Source organism: Terrabacter sp. Root85, from assembly GCF_001429185.1.
Lineage (GTDB): Bacteria > Actinomycetota > Actinomycetes > Actinomycetales > Dermatophilaceae > Terrabacter.
Genome location: NZ_LMIW01000001.1, coordinates 1,104,708 through 1,129,247, shown reverse-complemented (window position 1 = coordinate 1,129,247; position 24,540 = coordinate 1,104,708). Strand labels below are relative to the sequence as shown.

Below are 24,540 nucleotides of genomic sequence, written 5' to 3'. Positions count from 1 at the left end.
GGTGGCTGTGCGTCAGTCCGGAGCGGTCGGGCGCCGTCAGCAGCGTAGTACGCGAAAGGGGTGGCACCGTGACGGTGGACCACCCCTTCGACGTTTGCCGGTCAGGCGATGAACTCCTCGAGCTCACGCAGGAGCTTCGGCTTCGGGTGCGCGCCGACGATCGTCTTGACGACCTCGCCCTTGACGTAGACGTTGAGCGTCGGGATAGAGACGACGCCGTAGCGGGCGGCGGTGTCGACGTTGGCGTCGGTGTCGAGCTTGACGACCTCGATCTTGTCGCCGTACTGCTCGTTGATCTCCTCGAGGATCGGGGCGACCTTGCGGCACGGGCCGCACCACGTCGCCCAGAAGTCGACGAGCACGGGCTTGTCGCTCATGAGGACGTCGTCGGCGAAGGTGGCGTCGGTCGTGTTCTTCAGTGCCATGGAGATTCCTTCTCGTGGTTGGCGCGGGGGCGGCGGGGCTGGGTCGTGAGTTCGGGCGTCGGGATCGACGTTAGGCGTCGGCGCCGACGGTGACGCGCGGGTCGGGGATCTCGCCCGAGTCCGTCTCGTCGATGACGGCGGCCTCGGCAGCGGCCTCGGCGGGTGACGTGGTGTCCTCGAGCGCGGCGAGGTAGTGCTCGGCGTCGAGGGCAGCGGCGCAGCCGGACCCGGCCGCGGTGATGGCCTGGCGGTAGGTGTGGTCGACGAGGTCGCCGCAGGCGAAGACGCCCGGCACGTTGGTGCGGGTCGACCGGCCGTCGACGAGGACGTATCCGGCGTCGTCGAGAGACACCGTGACGCCGTCGCCGGCCGCGAGGAGCTCGTTGCGGGGGTCGTGACCGATGGCGACGAAGAGTCCGGTGATGGGCAGCTCGCGGGTCTCACCGGTGACGGTGTCGCGCAGCGTGATGCCGGAGAGCTTGCCCTCGCCGTGGATCTCGGCGACCTCGGAGTTCCAGGCGAAGCGGATCTTGTCGTTGGCGAAGGCGCGGTCGGCCATGATCTTGCTGGCGCGCAGCTCCTCGCGGCGGTGGATGATCGTGACCGTGCGGGCGAACTTCGTCAGGAAGGTCGCCTCCTCGATGGCGGAGTCGCCGCCGCCGACGACGGCGATGTCCTGGTCGCGGAAGAAGAAGCCGTCGCAGGTCGCGCACCACGAGACGCCGTGGCCGGAGAGCTCCTTCTCGCGGGGCAGGCCGAGCTCGCGGTAGGCCGAGCCCATGGCGAGGATGACCGAGCGGGCGCGGTGGACGGTGCCCTCGCCGTCGGTGACGGTCTTGACCTCGCCGGTCAGGTCGACGGCCGTGACGTCGTCGGTGACGAGCTCGGCGCCGAAGCGCTCGGCCTGGGCGCGCATGCCGTCCATGAGGTCGGGCCCCATGATGCCGTCCTTGAAGCCGGGGAAGTTCTCGACCTCGGTCGTGTTCATCAACGCGCCACCGGCGGTCACAGCGCCCTCGAAGACGAGGGGCGCGAGGTTCGCGCGCGCGGCGTAGACGGCGGCGGTGTATCCCGCCGGGCCTGAGCCGATGATGATGACGTTGCGGACGTCGGACATGTGGGCTGCTCCTCGTGAAACTCGTGTCGTGGCCGCTCGTCCCTGCCCGGTGACCGACTGGAACCGGTACGGCGGGAGGCCGCGAGCCGCATAGGCCTCAACCGATCCTAGGCGGTTGTTGTTCCCGCGCTTGTCAGCCTGCGCGGGTGCGCCCGCGTGGCGGGACAGCGCGTGGTGCGAGTGCGCTCGTGGGGCTCAGGGGACCGGCGTGGCACCCGCGAGCAGGCCCGGCGCCCCGGTCGTGCAGCTGCGCTCGACGGCCCAGGCAGTGCTGGCGCCGGCCCTCGTGACGACGACGACGACCGCTGGACGTCCGGCGAACGTGGCGAGGTCTGCCGACACGGCATCGGGCGCCGGGTCGGCCGCACCGACCGCGCCGATCTCCTCGAGGCACGCCTCCAGCCCGATCGGCGTCGCGATCGGCCCGATACCCGGAGACTCGGCCGCCAGGTCGCGGATCGGCTGGCCGGGGTGGTCGAGCAGCGCTCGGGCCTGCGTGGCGAGCGTGCCGGCGGTGTATGCCGTCGTGCTGAGCTGGATGTGCAGCCCGCCGGAGGTCCCCGGCGGGCTGGGCGGGGACGTCGTGGCCCCCGAGGCGTACGTGTCGCCGACGACCGCCGCGCCGTTGGGACGCTTGGTCACGTGCAGGGCCGAGGCGCCCACGGCGACGACGGCGGCAGCCGCGGCGACCGCGGCCACGAGGTAGATCGGCTTGGGACGGACGGCGCGAGTCGGCATCGCGAGCACGGTGTCGTGGTCCGCGTCGTCCGTCCCCATGGCGTCCGAGCCGGAACGTGAGGCGGACAGCGGTCCGGGGTCGACCCGCAGCCGGGCCGCGTCGAGCAGGGCGCCCGAGATGCGCTCGGACACGGCGTCGGGCATCGGTCCCGGGTCGGCCGCGCCGGCGAGCAGCGTGCGCACGTGCTGCTCGACGTCCGCGTCGAGGCGGGTCAGAGGGGCGTCGTCCGCGACCTCGTGCCCGTCGAGCCCGTAGAGCCCGTCGAGATGGGCGGGAGGTGCCGGCTCCGTCGCCGCACGTCCGTCGGGGTCACGGACGCGAGGGTCGTGCTCAGGGGTGTGCGCGGACTCGTCCACGGATGTGGTCCTTCGGGCAGAGCGTGCGGTGGTCGTACGGGCAGGGCAGGGGTATGCCGGTCGCCGTGGTTTCGACGGCCCCCTGTGGCCGTCGGGTTCCACCGGATTCAACCATTCTTAGGCCGGTGCCCGAGCGGTGGCCCAGCGAGCCCAGGGGCCGACCGGTCACCGGTCGTCCCGTACCCCATGGGGGCCGGACGTGGACCGCCGTCAGTCCTGCTCGACGGGACGGACGCCCGGCGTGAGCCCGAGGTGCTGGGCCAGGGCCGCGCGTCCGCGGGCGCACCGCGACTTGATGGTCCCCTCGGCCACGCCGAGGATGACGGCGGCCTCGGCCACGGGAACGGCGTGCATGTCGACGAGCACGAGCGCCGCCCGCTGCCCCTCGGGGAGCCTGGCGAGGGCCTCCTGGATGTCGAGGCGGACCTCCGTCGAGGCGTGGTGGTCGTGCCGGTCGGCGAGCTCGTACTCGGGCAGCTCGGCGGTCGGCTTGCGCCGACGGAGCCGGTCGAGGCAGGCGTTGACGATGATGCGGTGCAGCCACGTCGTGACGGCAGCCTCGCCGCGGTAGGACTCGGCACGGCGGAAGGCCGCGATGAAGCCGTCCTGGACGCAGTCGGCCGCGAGCTCGGGATCACGCACGGTACGCAGCGCCACGGCCCACATCCGGTCCTTGTGCCGGCGGAAGAGCTCGGCGAAGGCATGGTCGTCGCCGTCGACGTGCAGTGCCAGCAACTCCCGGTCGCTCAGATCAGCGATCGGGGCGGCAACCCCCGGGCTCACGGTCAGCGCACCGTCACTTCGCTGATCTGCGCGCGGTAGTGGTTCGCGGCCTCGGCGGGCGCCGCCTTGGTGACGATGACGAGGATCTTGCTCGCCGGCTGGAGCTGGCCGCTGGTCTTGATGACGACGGTGCCGTTGGCCTTCTTCATCGAGCCGATCTTCTGCGCGCCGTCGAGCGACTTCGTCGAGCCGGAGTCGGTGGCGTAGACGGTGACGTTCTGCTCGGCGGGCAGGACGAGCTCCACCTCCTTGACGACGGTGGGCGCGCTGAGGTCGAGCAGGACCCCGACGCCGTCCTTGTTCCCGTTGAAGGAGGCAGTGCCGTACCAGCGGGAGCGCCACTGGGTGCTCGGGTCGCCGTCGAAGGTCAGCTTGACGTTCTGGTCGGCCTCGGTGCCGTCCTCGGGGTCGAAGCCCGTGCCGCCGACGACGCTGACCGCGGCGGCAGGCGGCGCCTGGGTCGTGCTCGGCGGCGCCTGGGTGGTCGTGCCCTGCGTCTGCGTGGCGGCGGGGGTGCGCGTCTTGGTCACCGTGACGGCGGGAGCCGGGCCGTCGTGCTGGCCGATCTTCATGACGTTGTTGATGCCGATGAAGAGCGCGATGAGCACGAGCACCCCGACGATCGCGAGCGCGATGCGGGACTGGGCACCGCTGGGGGCCTCAGGGGCCTCGCGGCCGAAGACGGGCAGGGGCGGCTCGAGGCGGGTCGCGGGGGCCTCGTCGAGCGCGTCGACGAGGCCGATGTCCTCGCCGTCGAAGTCGTCGTCGTGCGCTGAACGGCGCTCGGCGGCCCGGGAGGCGGCCTTGTCGGCGGCGGCGCGGGCGAACGAGCCGACCTTGTCGCCGATGGCTCCGGCCACGCCGGCTGCTGCCGCCCCGGCCGCGGCGACGCCGCCCTGGAGCCGCTCGGTGGTGGCGCCGCGGGCGGGCGTCGTGCCTGACTGTGCGTCGGGGACGCTGTCGAAGAAGATCGTGCTGGACGGGCCGGAGTCGCCGGCAGCGCCCGCCATCGATCCCCCGGCCACACCGGCCACACCGGCTGCGCCTGCAGCGCCGACCGCGGCGGCGCCGGCGCGCACCGACGGCATGACGCGCGTCGGCTCGAGGGACTCGCGGTCGTCACGACTGCGCAGGCCGATGCCGGTGGCGCCGTCGGACGACGCCTGCTCACTGGGCCACGGCGCGATCTGCAGGGCGAGGTCGCCGGGCGAGACCGGTCCACGCCGGCCGCTGCCCAGGGTCATCCGGCAGATGAGGTCGAGGTCGTTGGGCACGCCCACGGCGATCTCCGAGGGGGCGGCCACGCCGCCGACGATCGTCGGGGCGGCCTCGAGCCCGACCGGCCCGCCGGCGGGGATCAGCCCGTCGTCGACGGACACCATCGGCCAGCGACCGGTGAGGCCGGCATACGCGATCTTGACGAGGCCGACCGCGTCGGCGCGGGACGCCCGCTCGTCGGAGAGCCGGTCGGCGTCGGTGAGGGCGGCCTCGGTGGCGAGGCCGCGCACCTTGACGGCGCCGTCGGACATGCGCAGGAGCGAGCTCGGCGTCAGGGCCAGGTGGTGCAGGCCGCGATGGGTCGCCTTGTCGAGGGCGGTGGCGGCCTCGCCCGTCAGGCGGCGCACCTCGTCGGGTGACAGGCCACCGCTCTGCAGCAGGTGCGAGAGGGGCGCGGCGCCGGTCAGCGGCTCCTCGACGATGAAGCCGACGCCCTGGTCGGTGCCCACGTCGAGGACCCGCACGAGACGGGAGTCCTCGATGCCGGCGGCGCGGCGGGCCGCATCGAGGGCGGCGGCGGCGACCGACGAACCGGCCGGGAAGCAGACGAGAACGACCTCGCGCTCGAGGGTGTGGTCGTTGGCACGCCAGCGTTCGTGGTGGGTGCCCTCGGAGGTGCGCAGCGTGACCGCATAGCGGCCGCCCAGGACGGATCCGGGTCCGACTCCCTGCACGTGCGTCACCCTCCCTCGTCATGTCGTGCGCGGATGCGTGGCTCGCCACCCATCCTAGGCCGACTCAGTCGTGATCCCGGTCGTCCGCATCGCCGAGCGCCTCGTGTGCCGCGGTGACGGCCTCGATGTCGGCGATCTCGTCGACACGCGAGGTGCCCTTGACCACGGCGCGGATGACGCCGGCCAGCAGGACGAGCCCGACGAGGATGCCGCCGACCCAGTAGATGGCGGCGTCGAGCGGGTTGGCCGACACGGGGATCGTGGCGGGCGAGCCGATCTGGGTGCCGTCGGCGGTCGTGAGGAAGGCACGGATCTCGGCGCGCCCCGCGGCCACCGCGGCGACCTCGACGGGGACGTTGGTGCGCGAGGACGGCCCGATCGTCACGGGGTCGGGCTGCTCGACGATCCGGATCCGGGGGTTGTCGGGCACGAGCCGCAGGCGGATGTTTTCGACGGTGTAGTCGAGACCGTTCTCGACCGTGATGCGCAACGTGCCGTTCTCGGCGAGCAGGTTGATCGTGCTCGTGCGCGGCACGACCCGGATGGCGCTCGTCGCGGCCTTGATGTCGGCGTCCACCGAGTTGGCCAGGGTGACCCACCCGGCAGGGTTCCAGCGCCACCGGGCGCTTGCGAGCCCGTCGAGCACCTCGCGGTAGGTGCGCTCGAACTCCTCGCCGTCGCGCAGCACCGACGAGACGCTGAGGAGCGTGTCGCGCTGGTCGGCCATCCGGGCGAGCCGGCGCGCGTTGAGCACGGGCTTCGGGGCGGCGGAGGCCACGGCGGTGGTCGGCCTCGTCTGCGGCACGGCCTTGTCGTTGCCGCTGTCGGTGAGCAGCGACGCGGCGTCGACGGTCTCGAGCCAGGGCGCGCTCGACGTGGCCGCGAGGAAGGTCGCGAGGTCGGCGGCGTCGGGGTCGTAGGTGCGCGGCGCGGTGACGAGCACGGAGCGCGGCGTGCCGGCGCGCTCGCCGAGCAGCACGAGCGTCTCGGCGAGGTAGCGCTGCACCGACAGGACGGGGCTGGGGTCGGTGCGCTTCGGGAGCAGTGCGGACAGACGCGTGTTGTACGCGAGCAGCCGCGTCCCGCTCGCCGTGACCCGCCGCGCGGTCGGGGTGTATGCCGTCTCCTTCGTCACAGCCGCGGCGTTGACGACGATGCCGGCGGGCTTCTTGACCGTCGTGCCGGACAGCAGCGTCTTGATGCCCTGCTCGCGCCCGGCGGGGAGGAGGCCGTCGACGGGCCAGACGATGTCGGCCCGGGCCGGCTGCCCGAGGCGGCCCGCGAGGGTGGACGCCCGGCTGACGAGGTCGCGCACGAGGGAGTTCACCGGGTCGACGCCGACCGTGGCGGCGACGTCGGCGTCGGCGTACGGCAGGGCCCAGACGCTCCGCCCGCTCAGCTGCGTGACGACGTCGTCGCCGAGGCGCGCGATGGCCAGCGTGGCCTCGGACGGGGTGCCGGCCGGCGGCGGGGTCGACGTCGTCGGCGGGGTCGACGGGGTCTGGGTGGTGCCATCGGGGGCGGGGGCGCTCGTCCCGGCTGCCGGGGCCGGGGTGCCCGTGGTGCCCGTGGCTCCCGAGGCGGACGGGGCGGGAGTGCCCGAGGTGCCGGAGGGCGCTGGAGCGGTGGTGCCGGTGCCGCCGGGAGTCGACGTACCGCTCGGCGTCGGACCGGTCGTCCCGGAGCCGGCGCCCAGATCGGGACCGAGCACCGACGGGTCGACGGCGAGGTCGACCGGCGTGCCACGCGTGCCCTCGAGGATGCGGGCCACCCGCGAGTCGGGGCCGATCGCCTGCTCCCAGGCCGCCAGGCGGGCCGCGTCGTCGCGCGCGGCGAGCGCGACGGTGGGGGGGAGGGTCACGGGCAGGACCGTCGCGACCTTGAGCGGGACGTACTCCTTGCGGCCGTTCCAGGCGATGAAGGTGCGCGTCATGCCGGTGGGCTCGCTCGCGCCCTCCTGGACGACCTCGACGGAGATCGGCAGCGCCGCGAACGCATCGTCGGACCGCAGCCGCTCCCACGGGACCGTCGCGGTGAAGGGCTGCGTCTGACCGGCGGCGACCGTGGCCAGCGACGTCGTGTCGACGGTGCGGCCGGACGTCTCGGTGCGGCCCGTGGCCCAGTCGTCGAGGGCGCTGCGCTGGTTGACCGTCACGTCGCCGCGCACGACCCGGACCTCCGGGCCCGAGAGCGGTCCGGTGAGCGGTGCGGTGACCGTGCCCGTGATCGTGACGTCCGTGCCGGGTCCGACGACAGCGGGTGTCAGCGTGTCGAGCACGACGACGGCGACGTCCTTGGCGGGCACCACGGCGGCTCGGTGGGTGGCGGACGAACCGGGCCCGGCGGCATACGTGCTCGGCCCGGCCGGGGACGGGACGGCGCTCGCGGCCGGGCCGACGGACAGGCCGATTGCCGCGAGCGTCGCTGCCGTGGCGGTCAGCCGGCGCACGAGGTGGCTCCCGCGGCGCCCCCTCGTGTCGGGACGCCGCGACCCTCCAAGGATCACGCCGTCCCCGCCAGCCGGTTCCACGCCGCCTGCGCGATGCGGCGCTCATTGGGGAAGGTGAGCCTGCGGTGCACCTCGTCGAGACGCATCCAGGCGACGTCGATGGCCTCGTGGTCGGGGTCGTTCTCGATGGAGAGCTCACCGCCCGTGGCCTCGAGGAGGTAGTGGTGCACGAACTTGTGGACGCGCTTGTTGGACGTCGCGAACCAGTAGTCGATGGTGCCGAGCTCGACGAGCACGCGGCCCACGATGCCGGTCTCCTCGGCCACCTCGCGCGCGGCCGTCTCGACGAGCGTCTCGCCCGGCTCGACGTGGCCCTTGGGCAGACACCACTCGACGCGGCCGGCCCGGTTGCGGCGAGCGATGATCGCGATGAGGGCCAGGCCCTCCTGCACGTCCACGACGATGCCGCCCGCAGAACGCTCCTCGACGGCGGGCAGACGCCTCCCCGGCACGGGGCTGGGGACGGGCTGCGCGCTCACATCGCCACCATAACGGGCAAGGCCCGGAGCGCTCTCGTCGTCGGGGAGACCCCGCACGCGAGGGGTGCCGACCGGCGGGCCCGGGGCGGGGTCGGTCGGGTCCCCGTCGGGTCCCGGGCGATTCCCGGGCGATTCCCGGGCGCGTATGCGTGGCCCACCCCTCGCGTACGCGCGCGGTCAGGAGCAGCGCGAACGCTCACTAGGCTGGTCGGGTGCCTGACCGTTCCGACACGCCCCTCGCCGACAGCCACGAGCCGGTCGACGCCGGACTCCCGCTCCTGCGGGCCGCCGTCGCCCGGCTCGCACCCGTCCTGCCCATGCTGACCGAGCTGGGGGAGCGGTTCGCCGCCGCCGGGCACGAGCTGGCCCTCGTCGGCGGCCCGGTGCGCGACGCCTTCCTCGGGCGTGTCTCACCCGACCTCGACCTCACCTCCGACGCCCGTCCCGACGACATCCTGGCGCTCGTCGTCGGATGGGCCGACGCGCACTGGGACATCGGTCGCGAGTTCGGCACGATCGGCCTGCGCAAGGGTGCGCACGTCATCGAGATCACGACCTACCGCGCCGACACCTACGACCGCACGTCACGCAAGCCCGAGGTGATGTTCGGCGACCACCTCGAGGGCGACCTCGTCCGGCGCGACTTCACCGTCAACGCCATGGCGATCCGGCTGCCGAGCCTCGAGTTCGTCGACGTCCACGGCGGGCTCTCCGACCTCGTGCGGCAGCGCCTCATGACACCGGCCGCGCCGGAGGAGTCCTTCGCCGACGACCCGCTGCGGATGATGCGGGCGGCGCGCTTCGCCTCGCAGCTCGGCTTCGACGTCGCGCCCGAGGTGCGTGCCGCGATGGTCGAGCGGGCCGGCACGCTCTCGATCATCTCGGCCGAACGGGTCCGCGACGAGTTCACCAAGCTGCTCCTGTCGCCCCGGCCCCGGCTCGGTCTGACCCTCCTCGTCGACACCGGCCTCGCCGAGGTCTTCCTGCCCGAGCTGCCCGCGCTGCGCCTCGAGCTCGACGAGCACCACCGGCACAAGGACGTCTACGACCACTCGCTCATCGTCCTCGAGCAGGCGATCGACCTCGAGGGCCCCGCCGACGGTCCGCCGGAGTCGGTGCCGGGCCCCGACCTCGTGCTGCGTCTCGCCGCCCTCCTCCACGACATCGGCAAGCCGGCCACCCGGCGCTTCGAGGACGGCGGCGGCGTCTCCTTCCACCACCACGAGCTCGTCGGCGCCAAGCTCGCGAGCAAGCGGATGAAGGCGATGCGCTTCGACAAGGACACGACCAAGCAGGTCGCGCGCCTCGTCGAGCTGCACCTGCGCTTCCACGGCTACGGCGACGGGCAGTGGACCGACTCGGCCGTGCGGCGCTACGTCAACGACGCCGGGCCACTGCTCACGCGCCTGCACCGGCTGACGCGGTCGGACTGCACGACGCGCAACGCCCGCAAGGCGCAGCGGCTGTCGCGGGCCTACGACGACCTCGAGAAGCGCATCGAGCGCCTCGCGGCCGAGGAGGAGCTGGCGAGCGTCCGTCCCGAGCTCGACGGCAACGAGATCGCCGAGGCCCTGGCCATCCGTCCCGGTCCGGTGCTGGGGGAGGCCTACGACTTCCTCCTGTCGGTCCGCCTCGACGACGGACCCATCGGCAAGGACGCCGCCCGCGAGAAGCTGCTCGCCTGGTGGGCCGCCCGCGAGTCGGTGGGCTGACGGTTCGCGGCCGTCGGGCTTCCCCTTGTGTCCGCGCCTGAGCGGGCTGCGCCGCGTGGGCTGCGCCTGAGCGGCCGCCCATCGTGCGGTGGGGAGTTCTCCCCATCGCGGCGCCGGTGGTGCGGTCGTACGCTCGACGGGACCTCGTTCCCGCGCCGCCATCGCCGCCGTGACGGTGCGTCACCCGATCTGACACGGCATGCCGTGAATGATTGACTGACCGCGCCGTCCCCGACCCCCGCGGGAACGACCGAAAGGAACGAGCCCATGAGCACCCTCGCCTACCCGAGCGCCGACTTCCCGGGCCAGCCGTCGGTGGCCCTCGAGGTGCCGGAGGGCTGGGAGCCCGCGCACGCGCCGGGCACGACGATGGCGGCGCGACTCCCGCGCGAGGGGGCCTTCGCACCCAACGTCGTCGTCACGATCGAGCAGTGCGGGCCGTCCTTCCGCATCGAGGACTCCCTCGAGCAGATCGCCTCCCTGGCCACCTCGCGGGGCGGAGCCGTCTCCGAGCCGTATGCCGCCGACCTCGGGGGCGCGCAGTTCGTCGGCTGCGACGCGACGTGGCCGGACGCAGACGTCGAGACCGTCCTGCAGGCCAACCTCTTCCACCTCGTGACCTCCGGGGCGTCCGCCGCGGCCGATGCCCCGGCACACCTCGTCCAGCTGACCGGCGCCGTGGGTGGCACCGACGCCGTGGCCGACTACGAGCTCATCCGCCGGGTGCTGACGACGGCGCGCGTCACCCCGTGGGGCTCCGCTGACCGCACGGACGCCGGCGCTGCCACCACTGCCACCGACCTGGACGTGGACGCATGAGCACGACGCTGCCGGCCATCTCGGCAGGCCTGGCCACCGATGTCGGTCGGGTCCGGGCGCACAACGAGGACTCCGCGTGCACGCGGGGCACCGTCTACGTCGTCGCCGACGGCATGGGTGGCCATGCTGCGGGCGAGGTCGCGAGCCGGATCGCCGCCGAGACCGTCGCCGAGCTCGCCGACCGGCCCGTCGTGCAGGTGCGCGACATCGTCGCCCAGGTCGGCGAGGCCAACCGCCGCATCCTCGCGTCGGCAGCGCGACACCCCGAGCAGACCGGGATGGGCACGACCGTCGCCGGCCTCGCCCTCGTGTCCGTCGGAGGGTCGCGTCACTGGGCGGTCTTCAACATCGGCGACTCCCGCGTCTACCGCTGCCTCGACGGCCGGCTCTCGCAGGTGACCGTCGACCACTCGGAGGTCTGGGAGCTCGTCGAGCGGGGCCTCCTCACCCCGGAGCAGGCGCACCGCCACCCCGGGCGCAACGTCGTCACGCGCTCGCTCGGGCGCGACCCGATGGGTGTCGTCGACACGTGGGTCTTCCCGCCCTACCCCGGCGAGGCGTTCGTCATCTGCTCCGACGGTCTGTCCAACGAGCTCACCCGGGAGGAGATCGAGGCCGTCCTCGCCGATCACCCCGACGCCCACGAGGCCGCCGAGGAGCTCGTGCGACGTGGTGTCGCAGCCGGTGGCCGCGACAACGTCACTGCTATCGTCGTCGCCGTACAGGGCGAGGACTCCGACTCGGACGTCGACGAGGACACGACCCCGCGCGAGAACGTGAACGGCTCATCAGGGGAGAGCAGGTCGTAGACGTGAGTGGCCCGTCCGTGGTTGTCGACCGGGCCCCCGAAGGGTGGACGCACATCGGGGGCCCCGGCATGCACCTGCTCATCGGACTCGACGAGGACGACGAGCGCACCATCGCCGCGAGCGACGCTGCCGACGGCGGTGACATCGACGACGTCGTCGAGGTGCTGACGGTCGGCGGGATGCGCAAGGCGCACCACTTCGTCGGCGTGCACTGGCAGCCCCGCACGCGCATCGTCGCCTTCGGGCCGGTCTCGGCCCTCGTGACCCTCGCTGACGGCACCGAGCACGACGTGCGAGCCACGAGCAGCAAGGTCTGGACGGACCTCGAGCTGCCCGACCATCCCGACCGGGTCGTGCTCCGCGTGCTCGAGGAGGCCGAGCGGGCGCAGCCCGTGCCCACGCAGGGCCTCGCGGCCGGATCGCCGTCGCCCGGCACCGCATCCCCTGCAGCGCTCGGCGTCGAGTCGGCGCAGCCCACCGTGCCGGACGAGGCCGCCGACGCGACCCCGCCGCAGACCGCGGCGTCCACCGGTGGGGCCGGTGCGCCGGTGGTGAGCGAGGAGCACGTGGACCCTCCCGACGCAGCGGCCGTGTCCGAGCCGGAGGTGGCGCCCGGGCGCGAAGACGCCATGGGGCCGGGCATCCCGACCTTCGCCACGTCGACAGCGGACGGCAGTGCGGCCTCGGACCGTCCTGACGCACGGAGCCTGCCTGGCCGCTCGACGTGGAAACGCAGCTGGGCCCAGGGTGGCACTCCGCCGACGACATCCGATGTCGGCACCTCGAACGACGAATCCACCTCTGCTGCAGCGACGTCCGACACGTCGGGTGCGGAAGAGCCTGCAGCGCAAGGTCATTCCAAGAGTGCGGCCGAGCCGTCCCGCACGCCGGAGGTCGTCGCCACAGAGCCTCTCCCCGCTCCGCTGCCGGCGCTCCGCTCGTGGACCTCGGTCACCCCGGCCGTGCCGGTGCGTGCCACCCCGTCGAGCGACCTCCTGGGCGACGGGGTAGGTGCGTCCGGCGAGACACCCGCCCCCGCCCCTGCATCCGGTCACGACACGTCCGTGCCGTCCGAGCCGGTGACGTCGCCGACTCAGCCGTCGGCCTCCTCGCCGACCGAGGCCGTTGCTCCGGCGCCCTCGCCGCTGACCGCGCCCGTGGCGCCGACGTCCCCGCCACCCGTCGCCACGACGGCACCGGCGACGACACCCGTACCGACACCGACAGCGCCGCCAGCGCCGACAGCGCCGACAGGGCCGACAGCGCCGACAGGGCCAACAGCGCCGGCGCCCGTGGCCGACGACCTGCCCGCGGCGGCGCCGCGTGACGTCGACTCGACGTGGGCCGCCCGCCCGGTGCTCGAGCCCGACGCGTCCCCGACGTCGACGGCTCCGTCCGCCCCCGTCGCCGGAGCAGTCCGTCGTCCGGCCGCGGGGCCCACCACCTCCGCACTCGACGACCCTGACGAGACGGACGACGCGGACGACGACCAGCCCGCTGCGCCCCCGAGCTACGACTACCTCTTCGGCCACACCACGGCCGCCGACGAGCACCGCAAGGTGCTCGCGTCACTGACGCGGTCCGACGAGGACGAGGCCGGGCACGACGAGGACGACCACCTTCCCAACCCGTCCGTCCCGTCCGTCCCGTTCGTCCCGTCCGTCGCCGACGCGTCCGACGCGCCGGTCACGAACGCTGCCCCGGCGCCCGAGGTGCCGGCGCGGCCCATCCCGTCGGCGCCTGTCGTGCCCGAGGGTGGGCTCATCTCCTCCGTGCCGTGGGCTCGGTCCACCCCGGCCGCCGAGGTGCCCAAGCCGGAGCCGGAGGTCCCGACCTTCTCGGGGCGGCACACGCCGCCGCCGGCCCCGAGCCTGCTCCCCCCGATGAACACCCCGCCCCCCGGCGTCCGCGCACCAGAGGCGACCCCGCTCATCTCGACCGGACCGCCGCCGGCGAGCACCGCCCCCGCCCCCGCCCCCGCGCAGACCGCGCCATCCGCACCGACGGCCGCGACGGCATACGCGAGCGCGGCGCAGCCGCCTGCCGAGCCCACCTTCGACGTGCCCGTCTCGCTCCCCGTCGCCCTGCCCCCGGTCCCCCCGGCGGCCACGGGCACGGAACCCGTCGCGGACCCGCCCGCACACACCGCCGACATCGGCGCGGGGACGGACGACGACGAGACGGAGCTGACCGTCGACCGAAGCGCTCTCCTCGAGGCCCGCAACGCCGCGCAGAACCAGACCTTCTCCGGACCCAGCGTCCTCGCCGTCCTCTGCTCAGCAGGCCACCCGACGCCTCCGCACAGTGATCGCTGCCGGGTGTGCGGCGCGAGCATCCCGCCGCAGGAGCCGTTCACGATGCCGCGACCGCCGCTGGGCGTGCTCCGCCTGTCGACGGGTGACGTCGTGACCCTCGACCGCAGCGTGCTGCTCGGCCGCGCCCCGAAGCTCGGCGACGGCCTGGCCGTCCACGACCGACCGCACGTGGTCAAGGTCCCGAGCCCCGAGCGCGACGTCTCGCGCAACCACGTCGAGGTCATCCTGGAGGGCTGGCACGTGCTCATCCGCGACCTCGGGACGACGAACGGCACGACGGTGACGCTGCCCGGCGAGAGCCCGCTCCGACTGCGTGCCAACGACCAGCAGGTCCTCGAGCCCGGGTCGCTCGTGTCCATGGCCGACGAGGTCTCCTTCACCTTCGAGGCGGCGTCGTGACCCGCACGCCCGACCACCTGCCGGCCGCGGACGGAGATGCCTCGTGAAGAAGGGTGCGCCCCCGAAGATCCCGGGTCTCGTCTTCGTCCAGCCGCTCGGCTCCGGCGGCTACGCCGACGTCTTCCTCTACGAGCAGCAGAGCCCCCGCATGCCGGTCGCGGTCAAGGTGCTCAAGTCCGAGGGCCTGACCGACGCGCTGCGCCAGCAGTTCGTCGAGGAGGCCGACACCATGGCCGCCCTGGGCGACCACCCGTACATCGTGCAGGTCTTCCGTTCCGGTGCGTCCGACGACGGCCGGCCCTACCTCGTCATGAAGTACTACCCGCCGCCCAACCTGGCGATGCGGGCCCGGGCCGAGCGCTTCTCCGTCGAGGACGTCCTGCGCACCGGCATCCAGCTCGCGAGTGCCGTCGAGACGGCGCACCGCGCCCACATCACGCACCGCGACATCAAGCCGGCCAACGTCCTCATCAGCGCCTACGGCGCTCCTGGCCTGACCGACTTCGGCATCGCCGGTCGCGGCGCCCGCGAGGGCGACGCCCCGGCCGAGACCACCGACGACGTCGGCGTCTCGGTGCCGTGGGCCCCGCCGGAGGTGCTCTACGGCCAGAGCAACGGCGACGAGCGCTCCGACGTCTACTCGCTCGCCGCGACGCTGTGGCAGCTGCTCGTGGGCCGTTCGCCGTTCGAGATCCCGGGCGGTGACAACTCGGCGTATGCGTTGATGCCGCGGATCCGGAGCACCGCGCCGCCCGCGACGGGTCGCCAGGACGTGCCGGCCGGTCTCGAGCGCCTGCTGGCCCAGGCGATGGCCAAGGACCCCGCGCACCGACCGGCGTCGGCGCTCGAGTTCGCCCGGGCGCTGCAGGCGGTCGAGCAGCAGCAGCGGTTGGGCCGCACGCCGATCGTCGTCCTCGACGAGCAGGGTCACACGACGCTCGTCAGCCAGACCCAGGGCTCGCCGACCGGACGCGGCGGTGACGACGACGACCGGACCCGGATCAAGGCGCCGCAGACCGTGGTCGCCCAACCCGTCGGTCCGTCGCCGACGATGCTCGACGACGAGACGCGCCGCCGCTCCGAGGCCGGCGGGCAGCGGTGGTCGCCCGCACCGATGCCGAGCCCGAGCGTCGCGGCCGCAGCGGCCCCGGTTCGTCCGTCCGCCGTGACCGACCCGGTGAGGAGCCAGACCGCTCCGCTCGGGAGCGACTCCGCTGAGGAGGCGACGGTCCGTCGCGCCGCGAGCACGCAAGGGACACAAGCACTTCCGGCTTCCGCGCCGGCACCGACGTCCCCGCTCGCGAAGCCCGCGGTGCTCTGGGGTCTGGCCGCCTCGGTCGTCGTGCTCGTCGGTCTCGTCGTCTTCCTCGTGCTCCGGTCCGGGTCCGGTCCGGGTCCGGCGACGCCCACGCCGAGCGCCACCGTCTCGATGCCCGGTGACGACAGCGCGATCGGCGACGGTGTCTTCGACAAGCCCACCATCTCGGCGACGTCGGGCCGGGGCAGTGTCCGTTTCACGTGGAACTACCCGCAGCCCTCCACGAAGGACACCTTCCGGGTGTCCTACGGACCGACGCCGTCCGACGCGGGGAACCCGGAGCGGGCCAGGCTCGTCTCCGTCACGGCCAGGACCTACACCGTCAAGGCACCGAAGGGCGCCAAGGTGTGTGCCACCGTCGTCGTGGCCCGCGCTGGCCAGGCCTCCCCGGGGGCCGACGTCCAGTGCGAGACCGCGCAGTGAGGGCGGGCGGCACCAGCTGCTGAGTATGCCGGCGGGTGGACACGAAACGGTCGGACCGGCAACCTCGACGCAGACACCACCAAACCACCACAGACGTCCGTAACGCCGCGCGGCCGGACATCGTTAGCCGCGAGCACCCGCGCGAGAGCGTGTCGACAGGAATTAGGGGACCTGATCGTGATCCACAGCAAGGTGACCGTCGTGTTCTGCGGCGAGGAGTACTCCGTGTCACCCGACACCGGCCTGACCATCGGTCGCACCGGCGACATCGAGGTGGACGACAACCCCTACCTGCACCGCACCTTCCTCGTCGTGTCCTTCGAGAACGGCTTCTGGTGGCTGAGCAACACCGGCTCGACGCTGACGGCCACGGTCGCCGACGAGCAGGGCCTCTTCCAGGCGTGGCTCAACCCGGGCGCGAAGATCCCGCTCGCGATGAAGCAGCTCATCGTCTGGTTCACGGCCGGCCCCACGACCTACGACTTCGAGATCCACGTCGCGAGCCCCGCCTTCACGTCGGTGACGGCCGACCCACCCGCCGACTCCGACGACGAGGAGGTCGGCGCGGCCACGGTCGGGCGCGTCTCGTTCACCCCCGACCAGAAGCTGCTCATCGTCGCGCTCTGCGAGCCGTTCCTCCGCCGCCGGGAAGCGGGTACGAGCCAGATACCCTCCTCGGCCGCTGCCGCCGACCGGCTCGGCTGGACCATCACCCGTTTCAACCGCAAGCTCGACAACGTCTGCCAGAAGCTCGCCGACGCCGGCACGCGCGGCCTGCACGGCGGCGTCGGCAAGCTCGCGACCAACCGCAAGGCCCGACTCGTCGAGCACGCGCTCTCGACGAAGCTCGTCACCGAGGACGACCTCGCCCTCATCGACGACCCGGCCACCACCGACACCACGCCAGCTGAAGAGAACCGGCCCGAGGACCGCATGGTCGTCGCCGAACAGGGGAACGCATGAGCACCGCCGCCACCAAGCGACGGGTCGGAGTCATCTCCACCGTCGTCGTCGCCCTCGTCGCGAGCCTGCTCGTGTGGCTCGCCGCCCGCAGCGAGGGCGAGGTGGCGCGCAAGGCCGACCTCAACGACGGTGGCATCTGGGTCACCAACTCCGAGCAGGCGCGTTTCGGCCGCATCAACAAGCCGGCGGGGCAGCTCGACGCCGGCGTCCTGTCCGACGGCTCGACCGGCTCGGGTCTCGACATCTTCCAGGACGGCGCCGCGATCGTCGGCTACTCCAAGGCGAGCAACCAGATCGTCCCGATCAACCCGGCCGAGGGCACCCTCGCTCCTGAGCAGTCGATCGTCGTGCCGAAGCCGAGCACGGCCACCGGCAACCGCGTCTTCACCACCCCCCTCGTCGACGTGCGCGGCGGGACGATCGCGATGATCGACCCGGCCAAGGGCGAGCTGCGGGCCCAGCGGGTCGACGACCGGAGCGGCATCACCGGCCTCGACGCCCTCCAGACCCAGGCCAAGCCGCTCGCGAAGGTGGGCGGCAACTCCGCCGTCGCCGTCGGCGTCGACGGCACGGTGTATGCCGTGTCCGCCGAGGTGGGCACGGTCACCCTGCTGAGGCCCGAGGGCAACGCCTTCGCCAAGCCGGTCACGACGAAGCTCGGCTTCACGTCGAAGTCGGCGCAGGTGACGGCGGTCGGCAGCCACTGGGTCGTCTGGGACTCCGCCACCGGCAAGCTCTACTCCGACGCGCTCACCGAGCCGGAGCAGCTCTCGCTCGGCAACGCCGAGCCCGGCAACCCCGCCTTCGCCGCCCTCCAGCAGCCGGGCCCCGACGCGGCGTCCGTCCTCATCCAGGACGAGGCGCAGCTGACGCAGGTCTCCCTGACCGGCGACAGCCCGACGACCGGTGGCGTGAAGCTGAGCCAGGGCGCTCCGGGCCAGCGGCTCTTCCTCTCCGCGCCCGTGCGTCTCGCGAGCTGCATCCACGCGGCGTGGGCGGGGGCCTCCAACGTCTACTACGGCCGCAACTGCGGGTCGCCCACCGACGCCGACACGGTCGACCTCGGAGCGATGAAGAAGGGCGTGCGCACCGACGGCGTCAAGCTGCGCGTCAACCGTGGGCTCATCGTCCTCAACGACCTCGACTCCGGTGACGTCTGGGACATCGACCGCAACCGCGTCAAGATCGACAACTGGAACTCGGTCATCCCGCCGCCGCAGACCGACGACAAGAACAAGAAGAAGGACGAGAACCTCGTCGACGACGAGGTGAGCCGCACGCCGCCCAAGGCGCAGCCGGACAACCTCCAGGTCCGTGCCGGGCGCACCTCGACCCTGCACGTGCTCGACAACGACTCCGACTCGCAGGGTTCGATCCTCGCGATCTCCCCGGGGGACGTCACCCAGCCCGGCGTCGAGGGCATCTCCTCGAGCGCCTCGGCCGACGGCCAGACCGTCCAGGTGACCGTGCCGGAGGAGGCCAGCGGCTCGTTCTCCTTCGACTACACCGTCAACAACGGCACGACCGCCAAGAACGGCCGGGCCACGGCCAAGGTCAACGTCCGCATCGTCGGCGCCGACACCAACACCCCGCCGAAGATCCGTACGGGTCAGGCCAAGCTCGCCCAGGCGAAGTACCCCGTCGTGGCGAGTGGCTCGGTGCGCATCGGCGTCATCGCCGACTGGCGCGACGCCGAGAACGACCCGATCCAGGTCTCGGCGGTCGACCCGACGACCACGGGCGTCGACGGCTCCGGCGCGCTCACGGTCAAGGCCCAGGGCGACAAGGGCGACCAGGTCGTCGACTACGTCGTCGACGACGGCCGCGGCGGCACCCAGAAGGCGTCGGTCACGCTCGACGTGCTGAGCGAGCAGGACAGCAAGGCCGTCCCGCCGAAGACGCAGCCCGACGTCGTGCGCGCGGTCGTCGGCAAGCCGGTGCAGCTCCAGCCGCTCGGCAACGACATCGCCGGCGCCGACCCGACCGACCCGCAGGCCCGCATGCGCCTCGCGCAGTCGGTCAAGGGCCCGGGCCAGCTCAAGCTCGACACCAACCTCGACACGAGCGTCCTCACGGTGACGGGGCAGACCCCCGGCACCTCGACGGTGACGTATGCCGCCCAGGTCGGTTCCGGCGTCAGCGTCGGCCGGATCCGCGTCGACATCCTGCCGAACCCGTCGGTCGACCTGCCGCCCGTCGCGACGCCGGACGCCGCCGTGCTCCGTGGTCAGACGCCGGTCATCGCCGACGTGCTCTCCAACGACTACAGCCCGCGCAGCGACGTCCTCGTGGTCCAGCGCGTCGTCACCGGTGACGCGTGGCTGCGCGTCTCGGTCGTGCAGGGCCGGTGGGTCCGCGCCGAGGCCACGGCCCCGCTCGACGGTGACACGCCGCGCCGCGGCACCGTCAGCTACACGATCAGCGACGGCACGAAGACCGCGGTCGGACAGCTGTCGGTCGTGCAGAAGCCGGAGCCCAAGGACAAGGTGCTCCCGACGGTCGTCGACGACGTCGCGACCGTGCGCGTCGGTGACGCCGTGACGATCCCGGCGCTCGACAACGACTCCATGAGCGAGGGCATCCCGCTCAAGCTCGACCCCGCCGGCGTCAAGGTGCTCTCCGGCGGCGGTCAGGCCTTCGCCTCCGGCACCGTCGTGCGCTACGTCCCCGACCAGGAGACCCTCAAGGGCCCGACGTCGGCCATCCTCGAGTACGCCACCTACCCGGAGGGCTTGCGCGCCCGGGCGGTGACCGGGCGCATCAACGTCACGATCAACCCGCTGCCCGATGCGGTGAAGTACCCCAACCAGCCCCCGTCGGCGCGCAGCTTCTCGGCCAGCGTGACGGCCGGTGACACCCTGGCCATCACGGTGCCGACGAGCGGCGTCGACCCCGACGGTGACCTCACCTTCGTCAGCGGGATCGTCGGCGAGGACGGCAAGGCCGTCGACCTCAAGCTCGGTCGTGTCCTCGGCTTCGGTGCCGCGACGATCCGCTACGAGGCCTACCCCCGCAGCGCCGGCACGGAGGTCATCCGCTACCAGCTGCGCGACCGCTTCGGCCTGACGAGCGAGGGCTTCGTCCGCGTCGGCGTCGTCCAGCCGGGCGACCCGCAGCCGCCGGTCGCCGTCGAGGACGACGTCGTCGCCGCCCCCGGGCGCACGGTCCACGCCGACGTCCTGTCCAACGACCTCATCGCGGCGGGTGACTCGGTGTCGTTCGTCGACCTGTCGACGCTCAACGACGCCGACGTGCTCAAGGACTTCCAGAAGCAGAAGGACGACACCTTCAAGGTCGTCGCCCCCGAGGACGGCCCGGCCAAGGTGCTGACCTACGGCATCACCGACGGGCTCTTCGACGCGTCGAAGTCGACGTTGACCGTCCGCGGCCAGAAGGACTTCAACAACCCGCCGATCGCCGTCGACGACACCGGCCTCGCCAAGCAGGGCGAGACCTCGATCCTCGTCGACGCGCTCGCCAACGACCGCGACCTCGACGGTGACCAGGCGAGTCTCAAGATCACGAAGTTCATCGGCGACGGCGTCGCCCGCGAGGGCCGCAAGCTGCGCATCCAGCTGCGACCGCAGGCCCGCGTCGTCCCGTACGTCATCGAGGACGCCGACGGCGCCTCGGCGATGGCCCTCATCTACGTGCCGGCCGGCACCAACGGTGTGCCCTACGTCGTCGACGGCAAGACCATCAAGATGGGCGCCGACTCGACGGTCGACGTCGACCTTGCCGACTACGTCGTCGACCCGCGCGGCGGCAGGATCGCGGTCACCTCGCCCGAGACGGTCTCGACGTCGCCGGAAGATGACCTCCAGTCGTCGGTGACGTCGGCCACCGCACTCAAGCTGACCGCGACCAACGGCTACGTCGGTCCGGCCGCGGTCATGCTCGAGGTCACGAACGCGACAGGTCCGGCCGACAAGACTGCCCAGACGGCCTACGTCACGATCCCGGTCCAGATCGGGCCCGACGTGCCGGTGCTGCGCTGCCCCGACCACGAGGTCCGCCTCGTCGCCGACGGCCCGGCCCGCACCTTCGACATCCCGAGGCTCTGCCACGCGTGGCTGCCCACCGGGATGGACGCCAACACCGCGCAGTACGAAGCGACGTGGGACCCGGCCATCGACCGTGTCGACCTCAGCCAGGCCGGCGCCGGTGGGCGCCAGGTCGTGCTCAGGGCCCAGCCGGCCGCCCAGGAGGGCTCCACCGGTGCGGTCACCGTCAAGGCCAAGGGCGGGGCGGAGTCCTACAAGATCATGGTCCGGGTCGTCAGCGCCCCACCCGCCGCGACCCTGCGTCCGGTCCGGATCGAGGGTCTCATCGCCGGGACGAGCCGCACGGTGAACCTCTCGCAGTACCTCGACAGCCCGCTGACGGCCCCTCGCTGCCAGGTGCAGTCGGCCCGGGTCGTCTCGGGCACGGGCGTCAGCGTCACCCAGAGCGGGTGCCAGCTCACGGTCTCGGCCTCCGACAAGGGTCGCGGTGACGCCCGCATCACGGTGCAGGCCGTCGACGCTCCCGGTCGACCCTCGGCGCTCGGCCAGGTCTCCGTCAGCGTCCGCAGCAAGCCCGACCCCATGGCTGCCCCGACCGCGGTCGCCGACCGCATCCTCGGCAGCAGCGCGCGGGTCGACTTCCGCCCGCCGGCCTACGACGGCGGCCTGCCGATCCAGGCCTACGAGGTCACAACCATCGGACCGGGCGGCGGCACCAAGGCCTGCTCGTCGTCACCGTGCACCATCACGGGTCTGACCAACGGTCAGGACTACTCGTTCACCGTCCGCAGCCGCAACCCGGTCGGCTGGTCCGACCAGAGCCCGCGCAGCAACACGGTGCGGCCCGACACCAAGCCGAAGGCGACGTCGATCACCGACATCACGCCGGGCGACCGCAAGCTGACGGTGCGCTGGAGCGAGCCGCCCAACGAGGGCAGCAAGGTGCTCAAGTACCGCGTCCAGTGGGTCAACATCGGCGGCAGCGCCGGCGCCACCGGACAGGCGGAGGTCGCGGCCCCTGGTCTGACCAAGGTCATCAGCGGCCTGATCAACAACGACGCCTACAACGTCCGCGTCCAGGCCAACAACGAGGCCGGCTGGGGTCCCTTCGGGGTCCAGGTCAAGGCCCAGTCCTTCGGCAAGCCGGCTGCCGTGCCCGCTCCGACGCTGAGCCCGCGCGACCCGGTGCCCGGCGAGACCAACGCCCAGGTCTCCATCGCCTGGGCGGCGACGGACCCGAACGGTCCGCCCATCACGAAGTACGACGTGTTCCGTCGCACCGGTGGTGGCGCCTGGAGCCTCATCGCGACCCGCTCCGGTGGTGACTCGCGCGTCGCGAGCGACACGATCCCCTACGAGGGCCAGACGGTGCAGTACGTCGTGACCGCCACAAACGGCGGTCCGGCAACCTCCGACAAGGCCAACTTCTCGAGCTACACGGCCAACGGCTACCCGGACACCCCGACCCTCCTCACGGCCACGACCCCCCGCGCCGACAAGACGATCGACGTCACCTTCCGGGTCGGGAGCGCGCACGCCGGCGGCTACGACCGGATCCACTGGACGACCGACGGGGTCACCGGCTCGTTCCCCTGCTCGGGCACCAGCTGCCCGACTGCCGGGACGACACGGCCGCTCGACACGACGTCGAGGACCATCGCCATCCGGGCCTGCAACTCCGCCGGCTACTGCTCGCCGATGTCCAACGCGATCCGGGTGCACCCCTACGGGCCGACCAACGCCATCCGCAACCCGGGCGAGAACCACGACAACAACAGCATCACGTTCACGTGGAACGCGCCGACCAACAACGGCCGCCCGATCACGCAGTACCAGGTGACCGGCGACAAGAACGAGACGTTCGGCGCCGGCCGGGAGTCGACGACGATCGGTGGCCTCGGCTACAGCGACACCCGCACCATCCGGGTCCGCGCCTTCGCGACCGACTCGGGCTGGGGTCCGTACACCTCGATCTCGGGCACGACGAACGCCGCGCCCAAGCCCAAGGTGAACTCGGTCTACAAGGGCAGCGGCTGCGGCGCGACCGGGTGTCTGAAGCCGGACGGCACCCAGTGCGGCTCCAACTGCAACCACATCGGCTACAACCTGTCGAACTACATCGGCGCCATCAGCTGCACCGTCGACAGCTCCGACGGCGGCTGGTCCAACCCCGACAACGGCTCCGGCGGGTCGCACCGCCCGAGCAACGGCGGCAACGACTCCAACAAGTTCTTCGGGTTCCCCAACGGCTGGGTCCGCGTGACCTGCTCGTCGTCGAACGGGTCCGACTCCGCGCAACGCAATCCCTGGGGGTGACGGTCCGCTCCCGCGAGGGAGCCGGCCGCGCCCCGACCCAGCCACACGGCATACCCCACGATCGATGAAACACATGACAGGAGAACGACACCCATGACGGCCACTCCCACCACAGGTCGCATCACGCAGGAGCAGGTCACCTGGTTCGCGCACACCTTCGACCAGCTCGTCGGCAACATCGAGAAGGCGGTCCTCGGCAAGCAGCACGTGACGCGGCTCGCGCTGACCTGCCTGCTCTCCGAGGGCCACATGCTCCTCGAGGACTTCCCGGGCACCGGCAAGACGCAGCTCGCCCGCGCCCTCTCGGCCACGGTGCAGGGCACGCACAGCCGCATCCAGTTCACGCCCGACCTGCTCCCGAGCGACGTCACGGGCGTCACGATCTACGAGCCGACGAAGCAGAGCTTCGAGTTCCACCCGGGCCCGATCTTCGCGACCATCGTGCTCGCCGACGAGATCAACCGCGCCTCGCCGAAGACGCAGTCGGCGCTGCTCGAGGTCATGGAGGAGGGGCGGGTCACCATCGACGGCAAGCCCCACTCCGTCGGTGAGCCGTTCATGGTCATCGCGACCCAGAACCCCATCGAGCAGGCCGGCACCTATCGCCTGCCCGAGGCGCAGCTCGACCGCTTCCTCATGAAGGCGAGCGTCGGCTACCCCGACCACGAGGCGACGATCGCCGTCCTCGCCGACGCCAAGACGCGTGACCGCGCCAAGACGCTGAGCCCGCTCATCGCGAGCAACGTCATCGTCGAGATGTCCAAGCTCGCCGACGAGGTGCACGTCGACCCGGCGATCCTCGGCTACGTCAGCCGGATCGCCGAGGAGTCGCGCCGTCACCCGTCGCTCAAGCTCGGCCTCTCGGTCCGTGGCTGCCTCGCCTACGTCCGCTGCGCCAAGACGTGGGCCGCGAGCCAGGGCCGCACCTACGTCGTGCCCGACGACATCAAGCTGCTCGCCGAGCCGATCCTCAGCCATCGCCTCCTGCTCAACGCCGAGGCGCAGTTCGCCGGGACGACCGTCGAGCAGTGCGTCGACCAGATCCTCGGCGACATCGCGCCGCCGGCCGAGCGCGCCTCGGCCTGACCGCGAACCGCAGAAG

Annotated in this window: 15 protein-coding genes; 8 read left to right on the top strand and 7 right to left on the bottom strand. The window is 72.5% G+C overall.

Annotated features, from left to right (window positions below):
- Window positions 1-101: 101 nt before the first annotated feature.
- The 7 genes from trxA to ASE25_RS05290 form a co-directional block, all read right to left on the bottom strand.
- Window positions 102-431 carry a thioredoxin gene (gene trxA, locus ASE25_RS05320; protein WP_028785244.1) on the bottom strand — a complete coding sequence of 110 codons (330 nt, stop codon included), beginning with the start codon at window positions 429-431 and terminating at the stop codon, window positions 102-104.
- Between the two features lie 64 nt (window positions 432-495).
- Entirely contained in the window at window positions 496-1,542 is a 1,047-nt protein-coding gene (trxB, locus tag ASE25_RS05315; RefSeq protein WP_056823343.1) for a thioredoxin-disulfide reductase, read from the bottom strand.
- A 195-nt stretch (window positions 1,543-1,737) separates the two neighbouring features.
- Window positions 1,738-2,637 carry a hypothetical protein gene (locus ASE25_RS05310; RefSeq protein WP_056823341.1) on the bottom strand — a complete coding sequence of 300 codons (900 nt, stop codon included), beginning with the start codon at window positions 2,635-2,637 and terminating at the stop codon, window positions 1,738-1,740.
- Between the two features lie 210 nt (window positions 2,638-2,847).
- Entirely contained in the window at window positions 2,848-3,420 is a 573-nt protein-coding gene (gene sigM, locus ASE25_RS05305; protein ID WP_056823337.1) for an RNA polymerase sigma factor SigM, read from the bottom strand.
- A gap of 2 nt (window positions 3,421-3,422) precedes the next feature.
- Complete coding sequence (locus ASE25_RS05300) at window positions 3,423-5,372, bottom strand: hypothetical protein (protein WP_235508545.1); 1,950 nt, start codon at window positions 5,370-5,372, stop codon at window positions 3,423-3,425.
- Between the two features lie 64 nt (window positions 5,373-5,436).
- Window positions 5,437-7,821, bottom strand: a complete 2,385-nt coding sequence (locus tag ASE25_RS05295) for a DUF6049 family protein (protein ID WP_056823332.1) — start codon at window positions 7,819-7,821, stop codon at window positions 5,437-5,439.
- A gap of 53 nt (window positions 7,822-7,874) precedes the next feature.
- Window positions 7,875-8,360, bottom strand: coding sequence for an NUDIX hydrolase (locus ASE25_RS05290; protein ID WP_020141640.1), 486 nt, complete (start codon window positions 8,358-8,360; stop codon window positions 7,875-7,877).
- A 212-nt stretch (window positions 8,361-8,572) separates the two neighbouring features.
- On the opposite strand from ASE25_RS05290, the gene ASE25_RS05285 reads away from it, so the two are divergent.
- From ASE25_RS05285 to ASE25_RS05250, 8 genes are all read left to right on the top strand, one after another.
- The gene (locus ASE25_RS05285) at window positions 8,573-10,072 is read left to right on the top strand and encodes a CCA tRNA nucleotidyltransferase (RefSeq protein WP_056780402.1); all 1,500 of its coding nucleotides are present in this window, start codon (window positions 8,573-8,575) and stop codon (window positions 10,070-10,072) included.
- A gap of 267 nt (window positions 10,073-10,339) precedes the next feature.
- Window positions 10,340-10,891, top strand: a complete 552-nt coding sequence (locus tag ASE25_RS05280) for a hypothetical protein (protein ID WP_056823330.1) — start codon at window positions 10,340-10,342, stop codon at window positions 10,889-10,891.
- Entirely contained in the window at window positions 10,888-11,700 is an 813-nt protein-coding gene (locus ASE25_RS05275) for a PP2C family serine/threonine-protein phosphatase (RefSeq protein WP_056780396.1), read from the top strand. Before ASE25_RS05280 ends, ASE25_RS05275 begins: the two co-directional genes overlap by 4 nt.
- A gap of 2 nt (window positions 11,701-11,702) precedes the next feature.
- Window positions 11,703-14,414, top strand: coding sequence for an FHA domain-containing protein (locus ASE25_RS05270; protein WP_157623323.1), 2,712 nt, complete (start codon window positions 11,703-11,705; stop codon window positions 14,412-14,414).
- Window positions 14,415-14,457: 43 nt separating this feature from the next.
- Complete coding sequence (locus ASE25_RS05265) at window positions 14,458-16,155, top strand: serine/threonine-protein kinase (protein WP_056823323.1); 1,698 nt, start codon at window positions 14,458-14,460, stop codon at window positions 16,153-16,155.
- A 177-nt stretch (window positions 16,156-16,332) separates the two neighbouring features.
- The gene (locus tag ASE25_RS05260) at window positions 16,333-17,118 is read left to right on the top strand and encodes a hypothetical protein (RefSeq protein WP_056779672.1); all 786 of its coding nucleotides are present in this window, start codon (window positions 16,333-16,335) and stop codon (window positions 17,116-17,118) included.
- Complete coding sequence (locus ASE25_RS05255) at window positions 17,115-23,438, top strand: fibronectin type III domain-containing protein (RefSeq protein ID WP_056823321.1); 6,324 nt, start codon at window positions 17,115-17,117, stop codon at window positions 23,436-23,438. The genes ASE25_RS05260 and ASE25_RS05255 overlap by 4 nt, the downstream gene beginning before the upstream one ends.
- A gap of 93 nt (window positions 23,439-23,531) precedes the next feature.
- Window positions 23,532-24,524: a MoxR family ATPase gene (locus ASE25_RS05250; protein WP_056779668.1), complete on the top strand. Its 993-nt coding sequence runs from the start codon at window positions 23,532-23,534 to the stop codon at window positions 24,522-24,524.
- Window positions 24,525-24,540 lie beyond the last annotated feature (16 nt).